At 67.0% G+C, this 14,431-nt stretch carries 17 protein-coding genes; 5 read left to right on the top strand and 12 right to left on the bottom strand.

Annotated elements, in window-relative coordinates; translation table 11 throughout:
• Positions 1–150: 150 nt before the first annotated feature.
• The gene (locus P9K36_RS18555; protein WP_172685401.1) at positions 151–288 is read right to left on the bottom strand and encodes a hypothetical protein; all 138 of its coding nucleotides are present in this window, start codon (positions 286–288) and stop codon (positions 151–153) included.
• A 271-nt stretch (positions 289–559) separates the two neighbouring features.
• Here P9K36_RS18555 and P9K36_RS18560 point away from each other — a divergent pair, with 271 nt between their 5' ends.
• Positions 560–790, top strand: coding sequence for a hypothetical protein (locus P9K36_RS18560; RefSeq protein WP_172685402.1), 231 nt, complete (start codon positions 560–562; stop codon positions 788–790).
• A 444-nt stretch (positions 791–1,234) separates the two neighbouring features.
• On the opposite strand, the gene P9K36_RS18565 is transcribed toward P9K36_RS18560, so the two are convergent.
• Genes P9K36_RS18565 through P9K36_RS18575 form a run of 3 tightly spaced genes read right to left on the bottom strand, consistent with a single transcriptional unit; the run spans position 1,235 to position 3,943 of the window.
• On the bottom strand, positions 1,235–2,401 hold the full coding sequence (locus tag P9K36_RS18565; RefSeq protein ID WP_172685403.1) for a hybrid sensor histidine kinase/response regulator: 1,167 nt from the start codon (positions 2,399–2,401) through the stop codon (positions 1,235–1,237).
• 8 nt (positions 2,402–2,409) lie between these two features.
• Positions 2,410–2,835: a response regulator gene (locus P9K36_RS18570; protein ID WP_092045648.1), complete on the bottom strand. Its 426-nt coding sequence runs from the start codon at positions 2,833–2,835 to the stop codon at positions 2,410–2,412.
• Positions 2,819–3,943 (bottom strand): ATP-binding protein, encoded by a 1,125-nt coding sequence (locus P9K36_RS18575; RefSeq protein WP_172685404.1) that lies wholly within the window; start codon positions 3,941–3,943, stop codon positions 2,819–2,821. The genes P9K36_RS18570 and P9K36_RS18575 overlap by 17 nt, the downstream gene beginning before the upstream one ends.
• A 218-nt stretch (positions 3,944–4,161) precedes the next feature.
• On the opposite strand from P9K36_RS18575, the gene P9K36_RS18580 reads away from it, so the two are divergent.
• Positions 4,162–4,371, top strand: coding sequence for a hypothetical protein (locus tag P9K36_RS18580; protein ID WP_092045644.1), 210 nt, complete (start codon positions 4,162–4,164; stop codon positions 4,369–4,371).
• Positions 4,372–4,412: 41 nt separating this feature from the next.
• On the top strand, positions 4,413–5,048 hold the full coding sequence (locus tag P9K36_RS18585; protein WP_172685405.1) for a glutathione S-transferase N-terminal domain-containing protein: 636 nt from the start codon (positions 4,413–4,415) through the stop codon (positions 5,046–5,048).
• Between the two features lie 345 nt (positions 5,049–5,393).
• Here P9K36_RS18585 and P9K36_RS18590 read toward each other — a convergent pair whose 3' ends face one another.
• The 8 genes from P9K36_RS18590 to P9K36_RS18625 form a co-directional block, all read right to left on the bottom strand.
• Positions 5,394–6,395, bottom strand: coding sequence for an HWE histidine kinase domain-containing protein (locus tag P9K36_RS18590; protein WP_278305700.1), 1,002 nt, complete (start codon positions 6,393–6,395; stop codon positions 5,394–5,396).
• A 938-nt stretch (positions 6,396–7,333) separates the two neighbouring features.
• On the bottom strand, positions 7,334–8,209 hold the full coding sequence (locus P9K36_RS18595) for a YihY/virulence factor BrkB family protein (RefSeq protein ID WP_172685406.1): 876 nt from the start codon (positions 8,207–8,209) through the stop codon (positions 7,334–7,336).
• Complete coding sequence (locus tag P9K36_RS18600; protein ID WP_172685407.1) at positions 8,206–9,117, bottom strand: cation diffusion facilitator family transporter; 912 nt, start codon at positions 9,115–9,117, stop codon at positions 8,206–8,208. The genes P9K36_RS18595 and P9K36_RS18600 overlap by 4 nt, the downstream gene beginning before the upstream one ends.
• 57 nt (positions 9,118–9,174) lie before the next feature.
• Positions 9,175–10,446, bottom strand: a complete 1,272-nt coding sequence (locus P9K36_RS18605) for a sodium:proton antiporter (RefSeq protein ID WP_172685408.1) — start codon at positions 10,444–10,446, stop codon at positions 9,175–9,177.
• Between the two features lie 55 nt (positions 10,447–10,501).
• Positions 10,502–11,569 (bottom strand): endonuclease/exonuclease/phosphatase family protein, encoded by a 1,068-nt coding sequence (locus P9K36_RS18610; protein WP_278305701.1) that lies wholly within the window; start codon positions 11,567–11,569, stop codon positions 10,502–10,504.
• Positions 11,569–12,102: a YetF domain-containing protein gene (locus tag P9K36_RS18615; protein WP_172685410.1), complete on the bottom strand. Its 534-nt coding sequence runs from the start codon at positions 12,100–12,102 to the stop codon at positions 11,569–11,571. Before P9K36_RS18615 ends, P9K36_RS18610 begins: the two co-directional genes overlap by 1 nt.
• A gap of 95 nt (positions 12,103–12,197) precedes the next feature.
• On the bottom strand, positions 12,198–12,533 hold the full coding sequence (locus P9K36_RS18620; protein ID WP_278305702.1) for a hypothetical protein: 336 nt from the start codon (positions 12,531–12,533) through the stop codon (positions 12,198–12,200).
• Between the two features lie 193 nt (positions 12,534–12,726).
• Positions 12,727–13,281 carry a fasciclin domain-containing protein gene (locus P9K36_RS18625; protein WP_244537393.1) on the bottom strand — a complete coding sequence of 185 codons (555 nt, stop codon included), beginning with the start codon at positions 13,279–13,281 and terminating at the stop codon, positions 12,727–12,729.
• A gap of 381 nt (positions 13,282–13,662) precedes the next feature.
• Between P9K36_RS18625 and P9K36_RS18630 the strand changes: the two genes are divergently transcribed.
• Positions 13,663–14,121, top strand: a complete 459-nt coding sequence (locus P9K36_RS18630) for a PRC-barrel domain-containing protein (protein ID WP_244619850.1) — start codon at positions 13,663–13,665, stop codon at positions 14,119–14,121.
• Between the two features lie 26 nt (positions 14,122–14,147).
• Positions 14,148–14,399 (top strand): hypothetical protein, encoded by a 252-nt coding sequence (locus P9K36_RS18635; RefSeq protein ID WP_172685411.1) that lies wholly within the window; start codon positions 14,148–14,150, stop codon positions 14,397–14,399.
• The last annotated feature ends 32 nt before the right edge of the window (positions 14,400–14,431 follow it).

The raw sequence follows: 14,431 nt of genomic DNA on the forward strand, positions 1-14,431 counted from the left end.
GTGGACAGACACGGCGATTTGACAGGTGCACGCGGTTCTGGCGTGCGGTCGCAAGCGGCGTCGCGCGCACCGGGCAGCCGCCACGACGTCGCTCAGCTGCGCGGGAATGATCAATTCGTTCATCAATGCCCGATGCCGCGAGATGGCCCTCTACTTGCTCTTTCCTCCCTTCTTCCCGAGTTCGGCCTGGGCCGAGGAGGACTTGCGTGGATTGGACTTGCCCTCGTGGCTGGCCTTGGCATTGGCCTTCCTGGCCGTCGCGCTGCCGTGCCCCTTCTTCTCGGTCATGATCTTCTCCGTTCGAGAAAACCGGAAATGCCCGGCCGCACCACGCGTTCCGCCGGGTTTTCCCAGGCCCGTGAAACCCGCGCGCCCTACGCTCCGTACAGGTCCTCGAAGATCCGATGCTGAATACGCGTGAGACCGAAATTTCGCGCGCTGTGGAGCCATGCCTCCTCCTGCTTGAGGAGAAATTTATCAAATTTGAGAGGAACTTAGACGAATGTTATCGCCTTCTCCTAATCAATCGGGAAAGCTGTTCCCGTGCAGGAGAAGCTAGATGAAAATCACGACCCTCGCACTCGCGGCCACCTTCCTGGGCAGCCTCGCGCTCGGCGGCGCCGCATCGGCGGCCCCGATGGGACCGAATGGCCTTCAGGCCGCCCCGGCCGGCTTCACCCAGGTCCGCATGAGCAGCAGCGAGCGCATGATGATGAAGAAGCGCATGATGCATAAGAAGATGATGAAGCGTCGGATGATGAAGCGAAAGATGATGATGAACCGCATGTAAGCGGTCGCTCGAAGGAGGCGGAGCGACCTTCGGGTCTCCGCTTCTTTTTATTCAGGTAATGTGCCGCTTGCCTCGTACCTACATGGCACGCTCCGCGCCGGATCTCGGCGAAGTCGAGCATCGTCGCTGAATGTTCCGGCATCCAGTCGTGATACGCGTTACTCACCGGGTCAATGCGCTCTGCCTACTTGTCCTGCTTATTAGCAGCCTCTAGATCTTCAACGCGCATCAGGGGCTGTACTCGGGCAATGTCTTGACCTTCGATAGTCCGCTGCTGGCTATGACCTCGACCGAGGACGTTCCGCCCAAGGGCGCCACGACAAGCCTCCCAAGGACCTGATCGGACGGTAATGCTGACGGGACGCGCGTGGCTGCGTTTCGCATGTCCGCAACGAGGCGCGACGCCAGGAAACCCGACTTCCGACTCCTGCCCTGATCGGACCGTCAGGATGCCGTGGCGGTCGATACGAGGTGCACGGTGCGGGATGAGGGCAGCCTGAACAGGAAGGTCGTCCCCCGGTCTATGGCGCTCCTGACTTCGAGCACGCCACCCTGGCGCTCGACGAGGTCCCGGCACAGCAGCAGGCCCAGGCCGCTCCCGCGCTCGCCCGCCGTCCCGTTCGTCGTCGTCCGCCGGTCCAGCCTGAACAGGTCGTCCACCCTGCCCGGCGGCATGCCGACGCCGGTATCCGCGACGGAGATCTCGACCACGTCGCCCTCACGCTGGGCGGCGACCCTGATGGTGCCGCCGGGCAGCGTGAACTTGATCGCGTTGCTGACGAGGTTGCGCAACACCGTGGCGAGCATGTCCCGCTGCGCCCGCACCACCGTGCGGTCGCAGGACGCTTCCAAGCTCAGCCCCTTGTCCGAGGCGGCCTCGGCGGCTCCCTTCAGGACGTCTCCTGCCAGGGTGCCGAGGTCGACGTCGGTGAGGGTGACCGCCATCGTATCCATCTGCAGGCTCGCCCAGGAGAACAGGCTCTCCAGCAGGGCGTAGGCCTGCGTCGCCGCCTCGTGGATTCCCTTGGCGCGGCGCTCGATGGAGGCGGGGTCGCGCGCCGCGACAGCCTTTCCGAGCACTTCCGACAGGCCGAGCAACGCCTGGAACGGGTTGCGCAGGTCGTGGGCGATGATCGAGAACAGCAGCGATTTCTGCCGGTTCAGCGTATCGAGTTCGAGCGACTTCGCCTCCGCCTCGCGGCGGGCTTCGGCGAGTTCCGCCTGGAAGGCGCGCCGGGCCTCGGCGAAGCGGATCGCCCGCGCCAGGCCGGAAGGCGTGACCTCGGCCTTGTCGATGTAGTCCAGCGCGCCGGTCCGCATCAGCCGCGTCGCCAGGTCCGGGTCGGCCTCGCCGGTCAGCATCAGCACCGCCCGCGCCTCGCCCTCGGCCGCCAGCAGGGTCTTCAGGAGCGCGAACGTGTCGATGCCCGGCAGGCGATAGTCGAGCAGGATGCAGTCGAACGTTTTCTGGGAGGCGAGGCGCTCGCCCTCCTCGCCTCCGGCCGCCTCCGTCAGGGTGTGGGCGAGGCCGGACTTGGCGAGCGCCCGCCGCACGGCCGCGCGGTCGACCGCGTCGTCATCGATCAGCAGGATGCGGGTCGGGTTCGTCACGATGGGGACTATGCAGGAAACTCGACCACCTTCCAGTAGTGTTCCAGGAGTGCCACCGCTTCCATGAAGGTGTTGGCCGGGTCGCGCTTGACGATGTAGCCGGCGACGTTGTGGCCGTAGGCCCGCATCCGGTCCTCGTCGGCCTTCGACGTGGTGATCATGAACACCACCGCCGAACGCAGGTCCTGGTCAGCGCGGATCGCCTCCAGGAACTCGATGCCGTTCATGCGCGGCATGTTCAGGTCGAGCAGGATCAGGTGAGGCCTCGGCAGCTTGGTATGTCCGTTCTCGCCGCGCAGGATCTCCAGGGCCTCGACGCCGTCGCGGGCGACCGTGATCGGGTTGCCGATCTTGCTCTTCTTGAAGGCGCGCTTGAGCCCCTGAACGTCCACCTCGTCGTCGTCGACCAGCAGGATGTTAACCGTCGAGCCCATCCGCCTGTCCCTTCCGGCCGTCTCGCGGCCACGTGAAATGCACCGCCAAGCCGCGCCCGTCGGCCCCGTCGGAGAGCCAGACCTTGCCACCCTGGCGGTCGACCAGCTTGCGCACGATGGCCAAGCCCATGCCGCTGCCCTCGACCTCGTCGCGGGGCTTGAGCGTCTGGAACATGCCGAAGACGCGCTCGCGGAACTGCTCGGGTATGCCCGGCCCGTCGTCGGTCACGACGAACTCGAACGCGTCCCCTGCAGGCTTGGCCTCGACCCGGATATGCCCCTCGGCCGGGCGGTCGTGATGCTTGATGGCGTTGCCGATCAGGTTCTGCAAGGCCTGGGTCAGCGGAGCCCGGGCCGCCGGTAACGTCGGCAAGGAATCGTCCGCCGTGATCGCGAAGCCTTCGGGAGGGCTGACCAGGACGCCGAGTTCCTCGACGAGCGCCTTCGTGTCGACCGTGTCCATCGCCGCGTCGGCCCGTCCCGCCCTGGAGTAGGCCAGGAGGTCGTCGAGCAGGCTGTCGAGCCGCCGCACCCGGCTCTTGAGCAACTCCATGTTGGTCTGGACGTCGCCGGTCAGCGAACCCTCCAGGTCCTCCTCGATCCAGCCGACGAGGTTCTCGATGCCGCGCAGCGGCGCCTTGAGGTCGTGCGAGGCGACGTAGGCGAACTGCTCCAGTTCCTCGTTGGATCGGCGCAGGTCGATGGCGTGGCGGGCGAGCCGGCGCTCCAGGCCCTTGCGCTCGGTGATATCGGTGTTGGTCCCGAACCAGCGCAGGATGGCCCCGTCCGGCCCGCGATGGGGTTGTGCCAGCGACAGGAACCAGCGGTACTCGCCGTCGGCGCCCCGGAGCGGGAAGGTGTCCTTCCACGGCTCGCCGGTCTGGAACGCCTCGCTGATGCGTTCCACGACGCGCTCGACGTTGTCGGGGTGGTGGACGTCGCGCCAGCCCCAGCCCCGCATCTGTTCGAGGGTGGTGCCGGTGTAGTCGTACCAGCGCTGGTTGTACCAGATGATGTCGCCGTTCGGCTCGGCGACCCAGGCCATCTGGGGCAGGGCGTCGGCGAGGGCGCGGAAGTCGTCCGTGGTGAGGTTCGCGGCACGCTCCACGCGCGGGTCTCCTAACGATGGGCTCGGAATGCGGTCGGTCCCGCATACCCCCAGACGAGATGCGCGTCACCGGAGCGTGCCCGGGCCGCCAAGCCGCGCAGGCGGGCAAGTCTTCTGGGATCCGAAAGCCGTGGACCGCATGACCGCCGGGAACCGCCTTGCCCCAGGAAAATTGGCTCCCAGAGCCGGGCCTGCAACCGGTAGGGAGGAATTAGACGATGTCGGCGGATACCGAGAAGCACCGAGCGCTGTTGGCGGCCCTCAAGGACGCACAGGGCAAGGGCGACGGCTCCTTCGAGCGCGCCGTGACCGATGCCTTCGAGCACGTGTTCGAGCACCTGGGACGCCTGAACGATCACGTGTCCCTCGGAGGCCCCGACGGTGGCGACCCCCATCTGAAGCCCGGCGAATCCGCGACCCTTCGATAGGGACCGGGACCGCCGGAGGCCGCAAAGCGAAAGGCACGCGCATGATCACGCTTTATACTTGGTCGACCCCGAACGGTCGCAAGATCCCGATCATGCTTGAGGAGTGCGGGCTACCCTACACGGTGCTGCCGGTGAACATCGGAAAGGACGAGCAGTTCGCCCCCGACTTCCTGAAGGTCTCGCCCAACAACAAGATCCCGGCCATCGTCGACAACGAGGCGGAGGGCGGTCCCTTATCCGTCTTTGAGAGCGGGGCGATCCTTACGTATCTCGCCGAGAAGACCGGGCACTTCCTCGCACCCTCTGGGCCTGCCCGCTATAAGGCCCTGGAGTGGCTGCACTGGCAGATGGGCGGGCTGGGTCCGATGCTGGGCCAGCTCGGCTTCTTCGCGGTACGCTCCGACGAGAAGGCGCCGCTCGCGATCAAGCGGTTCACCGACGAGGCCGACCGCCTGCTGCACGTCATGGACAAGCGGCTCGGCGAGGAGGCCTACCTCGCGGGCGCGGACTACTCCATCGCCGACATCGCCTGCTACGCCTGGACCGTGGCGGCCACGTCGTTCCTGAAGGAACCACTCGCTGGCACGCTCGGCGACGTCCCGAACGTACATGCGTGGTTGGCCCGGGTCGGCGAGCGGCCTGCCGTCCGACGCGGCATGGAGGTCCCGAAGACCTGAGGCGCGGAAACTCGGCGGCCTGGAAGCAGGGGCGGCAATAGTTTCCTGGGTGAACGGGAAGTCGCTGGTGTCGTCGTAGACCGGGTTTGAGAAGATTTTTGAGTTGCTCACATCGACGATGCGGCCGGGGAACTGGCGACTGCGCACCCACATCGCCGGATTTGTCCCCTGAACCGCGGGACACGGGCGGATTGTCGACCCGGAACGCCGACCCAACGCCCACGAGGCGCGACCGCGATACGGTCGCCTCTTTAACGCTTCATGCCGAACCAGCGGCTCAGTGCAAGTAGCGGTCGGCCCCGCGCGGGAAGCGTCGATCGCGGCATCGTGCCGACTGGAAGTCCTTCAGCCGCGTCCGAGCGGGACCCTGACATGGATGCGCAATCCGTCGGCATCGAACCTGATGTCGACCTCGGCCGCGACCTGTGCGGTCAGGATTTTCTTGAGGAGCCGGGTGCCGAAACCCTCGCGGGTCGGCAGGGTCGGCGGCGGCCCGTCATGCTCGTTCCACGTCCAGGCCAGCCAGGGACCCGTCTCCTCGACCTCGGCCGCCCAGGTTACCTTGACCCTCCCGTCTGGATGCGCCAGGGCACCGTGCCGGAGGGCGTTGGTGGTGAGTTCGTGCAGCGCCATGCTGACAGGCACGGCGAGGTCGGAAGGAAGAAGCAGGGGCGGTCCTCGGAGTGAGATCCGCCCGCCGTCGGCGTAGGGGTCGAGCTCGGCCCGCAGGAGCCCCTCAAACGATGCAACCTGCGCTTGGTCCTCGGTGATCAGTGAGTGCGTCCGGGCCAGCGACATGATGCGGCCGCCGAAGGCGCTTGAGAACTCGTCCATCGTGACGGACGAGCGTAGGGTCGCGTTCAGTACGGCCTGGACCGTCGCGAGAGTGTTTTTCACCCGATGATGGAGCTCGCGAACCATCAGGGATTGGCGATTCTCGAAGCCACGGCGGTCGGTGACGTTACGCTGGGCCGAGACCCAATGCGTGATCTGGCCGTCGCCGCAGCGCACCGGCGTGATGAGCCACTCGACCATGTAGGTCGAACCGTCCTTGCGGTAGTTGACCGCCTCGCCCCGCGCGGGCTCGCCGGCCTGGAGCGACGCGCGGAGCCGGTCGAGCACGGCGCGGTCAGTCCTCGGTCCCTGCAGGAAACGTGGCGAGCGTCCCAGGACCTCCGCTAACTCGTAGCCGGTCATGTCGGTGAAGGCGGGATTGGCGTACTCGATGCGGGGGCCCGGCTCGTCGAGCTCGGCCGAGGTGATCAGGATGGCCTCGCCGGACGCCTCGACCGCCGCCTGGAGCAACCCGGGGGCGATACTGCCCGGGCCGTGTTCGTCGTTCCGCACCGGCATCCCCCACGTCCCCGACATCACGGATGTGAGCCCTGGCCTGAACGCGCCGAGGGATACCGCAAACTGGTCAACTTGCTGCGCCTGGGACGGTTTCGTCAGCGGATGAGGTGTCGCAAGCCGGCGTCATTCGTCGGCCGTGTTGTGAAAGAACGACGACACAGACCCTCGACGCCTTCATCCCGTAATTAGCGAAATTTCCGGGGCCGCTGCTTTCGGAAAGACTTTGCCGTTAATGGTCCTAACTACGAGGGAAGAAAGTGCTCCAGGATCGAGGTTGCCGCCATCCTCGGAAAAGGTCCGGATAGGCCGAATACGCAGGAGCCACAGGGAGGTATATGATGTGCGGCCTTGCCCGCCGTTCGTTATGCGGCCGCGGCAGGTTCCCTCGCCGCTGCCGGACGGGTATGTGCGTGGTGTGCGACCGTCGCCTTCTCGCACTCAGCCGCGATATGAACCCATTCGACGGCGGCCGTGCTCGGCGGCGAACACGTGGGCATAGAGGTTGGCCATCCAGACACGCCCTCCCTCAGTCAGGTCGAGGAAATGGGCCGCATCGCCGATCACCGGCTGGACCCTGCCCCAGAAGAACGCCGGGTAGCGCTTAGCGAGGTCGGCCGCGCTGTCGTAGCCGAGCCGGCCATCGAGTCCAGCCTCGGCGAACTCGTGGAAAAGTGCGTTTAGCTTGCGCGGGTAGAGCGCAGGTTTCCACCCCCGCTTCGCCGGCCCCTATAGGCAACCGGCCGTGGCGGGACATCCGTCGTCGAAGCGCCGGCCTAGTTACTGGTTGGTCGGATAGGGTTATCGTCGGCACCGCTGGCTTCGGCCCTCACCTTCCACAACCCCTGGGCTGGCATGACGCGATAAAGGTAATCGTCGCCGGGCGGGGCCGAGGGAGTCGAGGCACGGTCCATCGAGCCGTCAGAGCTATCCCGTCACTCCGGACTGACAGCTCCGTACCGACCTGTCTCGCGATGGATGGCCACGTCGAGTTCCGCCCCCGCCAGGACGATGACGACGGACACCCATAGCCAGAGAAGGAAAGCCGCCACCGTGCTGAGCGACCCGTAGGTGACGTCGAGCGTGGAGAAGTGGCCGACCACCCAGGAGAACAGGCTGCACTCCGCCACGAGGGCGGCGGCCGCAGCCACGCCGCCCACGGTTAAGAACGGCAAGCCCTTCCGACCGCCGGACGGGGCGACCCGGTACAAGGTCGCGACCGTCAGGAGGAAGGTGACGAAGGCCGTCGACCAGCGCACCAATGCCCCGGGCAACGTGCCATCGAAAGGTGCGAGTGCATGCGTCATGGCGATCGTCGCTGCCAGCGCGCAGGCCATGACTGCCAGCGCCCCAATGGAGAACGCCAAGCTCACCGCCGTCAGGCGCAACCAGGACCGCCGCCGTTCCGTCTCGAATGTCATGTCGAGCGCGTGGAACAGCGCCTGCATTGCCACAATGACGCTCCACAGACTGACGACGAGCCCGAATGCCGGCCCGACTGGCCTAGCGAGATCGGCACCACGGTCCGCCGGACCAGTGTCGGACGCCGCCCGGAGTGCCCGCGCGACGATGTCCCCGGCGCTTTCGGGCATGACGTCGGTCACCATGAGGACGGCATCGCGTATGTCAGCGACCCCGAGGAGCTGGTGCGCGAGCCAGACCAGCAGGGCCACGGCGGGGAACAGGGCCAGCGCGCTCCAGAACGCAACGCCCGCCGCCATGAAGCCGATGCCGTGTTCGTTCGCCGCCAGCGCCGCGTGGCGGATGACCGCGAGAATTGCCCGACCGGGCGGTACGCACGATTCCCTCACGGCCCGCCCCGGGACGGCATCAGGTACACGTAGGTGAGGCTGGGTAGGGCCGATTTCAGACGTCCGTACGCCGTGTCGAAGGCGTCGTCCCGCTCCTCGGCGGTGGTCCCGTCGCGGAATGACAGGACCATCGCCAGGACCACGCTGTTGGTCCCGATCTGCAGGCTGCGCACGTCCTGGATGCAAGCGATCCGCTCGTCCCGGCCGACGCAGTCGCGGGCCCGGGCCAGGAACGCCGCCGAGGCGCCCTCGCCGATGAGCAGGCTGCGCGTCTCACGGGCGAGCACCACCGCGACGCCGACGAGCAGCACGCCGATGGCGAAGGAGGCCACGCCGTCCGCACGGGGCTCGTCAAGCCCTACGGACACCGCGACGCCGATGGCGGCGACGCCCAGGCCGATCAGGGCCGCGCCGTCCTCCAGGATGACGGTGAAGGTGCTCGGGTCCTTGGACCGGCGAAGCGCGGACCACATCCCGACGTCGGCGTGCCGCCGGCGCATCTCCCGCCACGCCACGCCGAAGGAGTAGCCCTCGAACAGGACTGCTAGCCCAAGCACGGTGAAGTTCACCCAGGCGTCCTGGATCGGCTCGGGGTGCCGGATCTTCTCGACGCCCTGATAAATGGCGAAAGCGCCGCCGAGGCTGAAGATCAACAGGGCGACGACGAAGGACCAGAAGTACAGTTCGAGGCCGTAGCCGAACGGGTGGGCTTCGTCCGGCGGTCGCTTCGCCCGGTGCATGCCGTAAAGCAGCAGGCCCTGGTCGACCGTGTCGACGAGCGAGTGCAGGGCCTCGGTGAACATAGCGCTCGACCCGGTGTAGAGCGCGGCGCCGAACTTGGTCACGGCGATGGCGAGGTTGCCCCCGAGCGCGGCGTAGACGACGGTGGTCGAGCCGTCCCGTTTCATGGGTGCTGCTCCTGAAAGGCGGGCTGGCAGGGGTAAGGCAACTCGGCGCCGACGTCGTCAGGCGGGCTCCTGCTCTGGCAGTTCCTTGAGCGTCCGGCGTGCCACCATGCTCAATGTGGAGCCCTGTACGACGATGGTGAACAGCACCACCGCGTAGGTTGCCGCCAGGATCGCAGGCTTGGCGTCGCTCTCCGGGATCGAGAGAGCCAGCGCCACGGAGATGCCGCCCCGTACCCCCGCCCAGGTCAGGAACGGCACGTTGCCGAGGCAGAGGTTGCCGCCCCATCGGAACAGCAGGACCGGGGCCGACACCGCGACGAGGCGGGCGACCAGCACGATGGGAACGGCGCAGGCGGCCAGCGTCAGCCCGGCGACCTGAAAGCGCAGGACGAGGACCTCCAGTCCGATCAGCAGGAAGAGGACCGAGTTCAGCACCTCGTCGATCAAAGTCCAGAGCGCCGAGACGTATTTCTGGGTGTTGTCGCTCATCGCGTAGCGCGGGGCGCGCTCGCCTATCAGCAGCCCGGCCGCGACCACGGCCAGCGGGCCGCTGGCCCCGAGCTTCTGGGCGAGCGCGTAGGTGCCGGTGACGAGGGCCAGGGTAATCAGCACCTCGACCGGGAAGTCGTCGATGGCGCGCATCGCGCGGTAGGCGAGGTAGCCCGTCACCACCCCCAGGACCAAGCCGCCGCCGGCCTCGTGCAGGAGCAGGGCCGCGATCCCGCCGGCGCTGGTCGCCTCGCCGCCCGACCCCGCGGCGTAGGCGACGAGGACGGTGAACAGCACGATGCCGATGCCGTCGTTGAACAGGGCCTCGCCCTGCATCTCGATTTCGAGGGCTTCGGGCACGTTCACGTTCTTGAGCGTGGCCAGGACCGCGACCGGATCGGTCGGACTGATGAGCGCCCCGAATACCAGCGCCCAGGCGAATGGCACTGGACTGCCGAGGACCTGCGCCATGGCCCAGAAGGCACCGCCGACCAGCGCCGTCGAGATCAGGGTCCCGAGGAGAGACAGGGTCGCCACCGACAAGGCTCGGTCGCGCAGCAGGCGAAGGTCGAGGCTCATAGCGCCGGCGAACAACAGGAAGGCCAGCATGCCGTTCATCACGACGGCGGTGAAATCGACCTGATCGAGCACCCGCGTGAGGTCCTGGTAGAGATGCTGCCTCGGGAAGGCGAGGTCGACGAGGACGAGCGCCAGCGATGCCAGCAGTCCCATCACGAGCAGGCCGATGGTGTGCGGCATCCGCAGGAAGCGACGGTTGAGGAAACCGAAGGTCGCCGACAGGGTCAGCAGGAGCGCGGCAAGGTCGAAGATGGAGATCACGGGCTTCCCCCGCCCAGGCCGCGGGAGGGCGCGGGGGGCTTTCCGATGAGATGGCTCAACGCGGTTTCACGCGTTCGGTCGCGCCTGCCGCGGAGAGCACGGCGTTGGCCGCGGCGACGTCGCCGCCCTCCCGCGACAACTCCGCCGCCGGGCCTTCGCCGGACCGGCGGCAGAGGCGCACGAGATAGGGGAAGTGGTCCGAGCCGAAGGCGTCGAGGCGCTCGACCGACACCGTCTTGAAGCCCCCTTCGTGGAAGACATGGTCGAGCGGCCACCGCCACAGGGACGAATGGGCGTTCCAAGTGGCAACGTAGCCGCGGTCTCGGCGGGGGTCGATCAGCCCGGACAGCCTCATCATGCGCTCGACCGCGGTCTCCCAGGGAGTGGCGTTGAGGTCGCCGGCGATGATGCCCGGCTCAACACGTTCACGCAGCACGACCGCCGCCGCGTAGAGCTGGGCGTCGCGCCCGCGGGCCGACTGCCAGGGCTGCGGCGGCCTCGGGTGGAGGCCTACGAAGTCGACCACCTCACCGCTGCGCAGGGTGACGCCGGTCACCACGGCCGGCGTGTCCTGACCGGCGAGGTAGCGTACCTCACCGTTCACCAGGGGTAGGCGCGAGAGGAGGTGGATGCCGTAGTACGATCCCGTGATGCGCTGCAGGCCGTGGGGCATCGAGGCGCGCAACGGCGTCAGGGCCTCGTCCCACCACGCATCCGTCTCCATCGCCAGGAACAAGTCGGGCTGCTCACGCTCGACGGCCTCGACCAGCGGTCGGGCGTTCCGGTTGCCCAACTGCACGTTCGCGACCAGCACCGAGAGCTTGCGCTCGACCGGGCAAGCCTCGATCCGTTGCGTCGACCCGGGCAGGTATGGCCACAGGATCCAGAGATCGACCACGAGCGCGCAGGCGATCAGGGCGAGCGCCGTCGCGGTCGTCCCGGGGTTTTGCCGGAAAAAGGGGACCAGGGCGAAACAGACCGCGGCCAACGCGAAGGAGAGCGGCAGGCGCGGGAAATCGAGCAGCCGCACCGCCCACCATTCGGTCGGGACCAGCGGAACGAGGCTCGCGGCCGAAAGGGCCAGAGCGACGAGGACGAGCGCGTAGCGAACGAGGGACCTCATCAGCCGACAGGCATCGGTCGGCCGACGACGGGCGACGGGACCCCGGTCAAACCGTCGGCGCGCTCGGATAGCGACTTGAGCACGCTGATCGAGCCATCGGTCTCAAGCACGACGGCAGCCGCCTGCGAAAGGTCATCCAGTCCCTCCGAGCGTAGGGCCGAGAGCACGTCGTCCCGCGTCAGGCGCTGGCGACGCATCGCACCCTCGATCAAGTCTCCCCTATGAGCGAGCAACGTCGGCTCGGCCTTGACCAGCGACCTGACCCGCGCCGAGCGTACGCTTGACCAGGTGATCAGGTACTGCAGTCCGATGAGGGTCGCCAGCGCGAGGACCCCTTCCAGCAGCGCCACCGACTTGGTCAGGACGATGGAGGACAGCGTCGAGCCGAGTGCCACGGTCACGACGAGGTCGAAGGCGTTCAGCTTGGTCAGGGTACGCTTGCCCGAGATCCTGAGGAACAGGATGAGGGCGACGTAGGCCAGTGGCCCGACGACGATGACCCTGAACAGGCCGGACCAGGTGTCGAAGAACATCGTAGGTGACCTCCAGGAGTGTTCCCCGGAGGGATGGGTCTCGACTTGCGGGATTCCGAACGGGGAAGCCCTCGAACGATGCGATCAGCCGGCGGTCAACGCATGTCCTTGGGCAGGTGCTTGATCGGGTCCTTCCTGCCGCCTTGGCCCTTGCCCTGTACCGAGCCATCGGACTGCATGACGTCGGTCGAGGACTGGATCGCGCTCGGCGGCGCGACCTGGCCGTTGCCCTCGTGACGCGCGTTCCCGGCGCCTTTGACCGTCGACGTTCCGGGGGGCAGAGTTCCGGGCGTCGGCTGGTCGATTGAGCTGGCGGCGGATTGCGCGGCCGCGGGACCGGCGAGCGACATGCCTACGACGAGCAGGCAGGATCCGGCGATGCGTATGGCGACGCGACCGGAGGCGCACCGGGAGGGATCGGAGGTATCCATAGGGACCGTCCTGTCGGATGCATTAGCATCAAGGGTCCTGATCTGAAGCTTTCACCGCCCCCTTGGTTCCTGTCCGGTGCCCTACGGCGCCGACCGGCGACGGCGTCCGGGGCGGCGGGTCCGCCGGTCCCGCCCGTCGTCGCCGGGGCCAGCCCGCCCCGTTGCTTGGGTGCAGGCTGGCGGAGGTGTCGGGTTACTTCGGCATCAGGACGCTGTCGATGACGTGCACGACGCCGTTCGACTGGTTGACGTCCGCCTGCTCGACGAAGGCGCCCCCGCCCTTCTGGTCGATCAGCGCCAGCCGGTCGCCGTCCATCTTCACGGTCAGCACCTGGCCCTCGACGGTCTTCAGGTTCGCGGCTTCACCGCCCATCTTCGCCTTGGCCATCAACTCCTTGGCGTCGAGCTTGCCCGGCACGACGTGGTAGGTGAGCACGGCCGTCAGCGTCTTCTTCATGTCGGGCTTCAGGAGCGAGTCGACCGTTCCGGCCGGCAGCTTCTTGAAGGCCGCGTTCGTCGGCGCGAACACCGTGAACGGGCCCTTGCCGCTGAGCGTGTCGGCGAGCCCGGCGGCCTTCACGGCGGCGACCAGGGTCGTGAGATTGCTGGCCTTCGAGGCGTTCTCGACGATGGTCTTGTCGGCCATCATCGGGGCGCCGCCGACCATGGGGGCTGTCTCGGCGAAGGCCGGCGCCGCGAAGGCCAGGCCGGAGGCGAGAAGGGCGGCGGTCAGTGTGGTCCGCATCATCAAAAAGTCCTGTCGACGTTATCAAGGCTCGATCATCGAGGCTCGTGCCGTCAATACGGGCCGGACAGGGACAGAGTTTCAAAATAATTATTACGATAAATTCATGAAATTCCCATCATAAGACGAGGATTTAGGCCGGCTCTCATCTGCGACTATGCAAGCGCAGTGCGGCTCTATAAGCGGCGATCTTTAGACGTGGCCTTTTCTCAACCCATTCATACACGCAAACTGTCAACAGCACTTTTGCCGGGCCGGTTTTTCTGAACGTTTCCTGAACGCGGGCGTTAGGGTTCCGAATCGTGCAGCCTGGGAGGGCGAGAGCCTGGCCCCTTTGACGGGCGATCCGCGCTGCACCCACGAAGCCCCACCTCGGAGACATACTTGTCCTATCGCACGATCACCGTCGCCCTCGCGCTCGCCTGCCTCTCGGTCCCGGCGCTCGCCCAGACGACGCCCACGACCACGGCTCCCGGCACCGCGATGCCCGCATCCTCCGACATGGGGATGAAGATGGCCGACACCGCCACGGTGAAGCTCAAGTACGTGACCGTGAAGCCTGCCGACGTCATGTCGTCCAAGCTCGTTGGCACCACCGTCTACAACAACAAGAACGAGAACGTCGGCGAGGTCGAGGACCTCGTGATCGAGAACGGCAAGACCGTGACCGGTGTCGTCGTCAGCGTCGGCGGTTTCCTCGGCATGGGCGAGAGCTACGTGGTGCTCGACCCGTCGACGCTGTCCATCAGCGACAAGGACGGCAAGTGGGCGGTCCACGCTGACACCGACAAGGACACGCTGAAGAACGCGCCGAAGTTCACCTACTCCAAGAAGAAGAGCTGATCCCGCACGACGAAGGAGATACCATCATGAAGCACACCATTCTCGCCTCTGCGCTGCTGGCCGGCCTCGGCCTCGGCGCCTCGACCCTGCCGTCCTCGGCACTGCCGATGACCGCCTCCGGCGTCACGGCCCCGGCCAACGCCGATCTGGTCCAGGTGCGCATGCACCGGCGCCACCGGATGCGGCAGGGCTCGGCCAGCCGCGGCAACGCGGCCATGCCGTCGCGCGGCGCCCGCGGGCAGCAGTACGGCGGCACGACCGGCGGTCCGCGCCGCTGACGCGGCCTCGCCTGCATCCCGAGGGCTGTGTG

Origin of the sequence: Methylobacterium sp. 391_Methyba4 (assembly GCF_029691625.1) — a bacterium.
In the GTDB taxonomy this organism is placed as follows: Bacteria; Pseudomonadota; Alphaproteobacteria; order Rhizobiales; family Beijerinckiaceae; genus Methylobacterium; species Methylobacterium fujisawaense.

Excerpts from the sequence above, each read along its gene's own strand:
- P9K36_RS18620 (WP_278305702.1), bottom strand. The coding sequence starts at position 12,533 with ATGGATACCTCCGATCCCTCCCGGTGCGCCTCCGGTCGCGTCGCCATA.
- P9K36_RS18555 (WP_172685401.1), bottom strand. The coding sequence starts at position 288 with ATGACCGAGAAGAAGGGGCACGGCAGCGCGACGGCCAGGAAGGCCAAT.
- P9K36_RS18625 (WP_244537393.1), bottom strand. The coding sequence starts at position 13,281 with ATGATGCGGACCACACTGACCGCCGCCCTTCTCGCCTCCGGCCTGGCC.
- P9K36_RS18600 (WP_172685407.1), bottom strand. The coding sequence starts at position 9,117 with ATGAAACGGGACGGCTCGACCACCGTCGTCTACGCCGCGCTCGGGGGC.
- P9K36_RS18560 (WP_172685402.1), top strand. The coding sequence starts at position 560 with ATGAAAATCACGACCCTCGCACTCGCGGCCACCTTCCTGGGCAGCCTC.
- P9K36_RS18610 (WP_278305701.1), bottom strand. The coding sequence starts at position 11,569 with ATGAGGTCCCTCGTTCGCTACGCGCTCGTCCTCGTCGCTCTGGCCCTT.
- P9K36_RS18615 (WP_172685410.1), bottom strand. The coding sequence starts at position 12,102 with ATGTTCTTCGACACCTGGTCCGGCCTGTTCAGGGTCATCGTCGTCGGG.
- P9K36_RS18635 (WP_172685411.1), top strand. The coding sequence starts at position 14,148 with ATGAAGCACACCATTCTCGCCTCTGCGCTGCTGGCCGGCCTCGGCCTC.
- P9K36_RS18570 (WP_092045648.1), bottom strand. The coding sequence starts at position 2,835 with ATGGGCTCGACGGTTAACATCCTGCTGGTCGACGACGACGAGGTGGAC.
- P9K36_RS18585 (WP_172685405.1), top strand. The coding sequence starts at position 4,413 with ATGATCACGCTTTATACTTGGTCGACCCCGAACGGTCGCAAGATCCCG.
- P9K36_RS18580 (WP_092045644.1), top strand. The coding sequence starts at position 4,162 with ATGTCGGCGGATACCGAGAAGCACCGAGCGCTGTTGGCGGCCCTCAAG.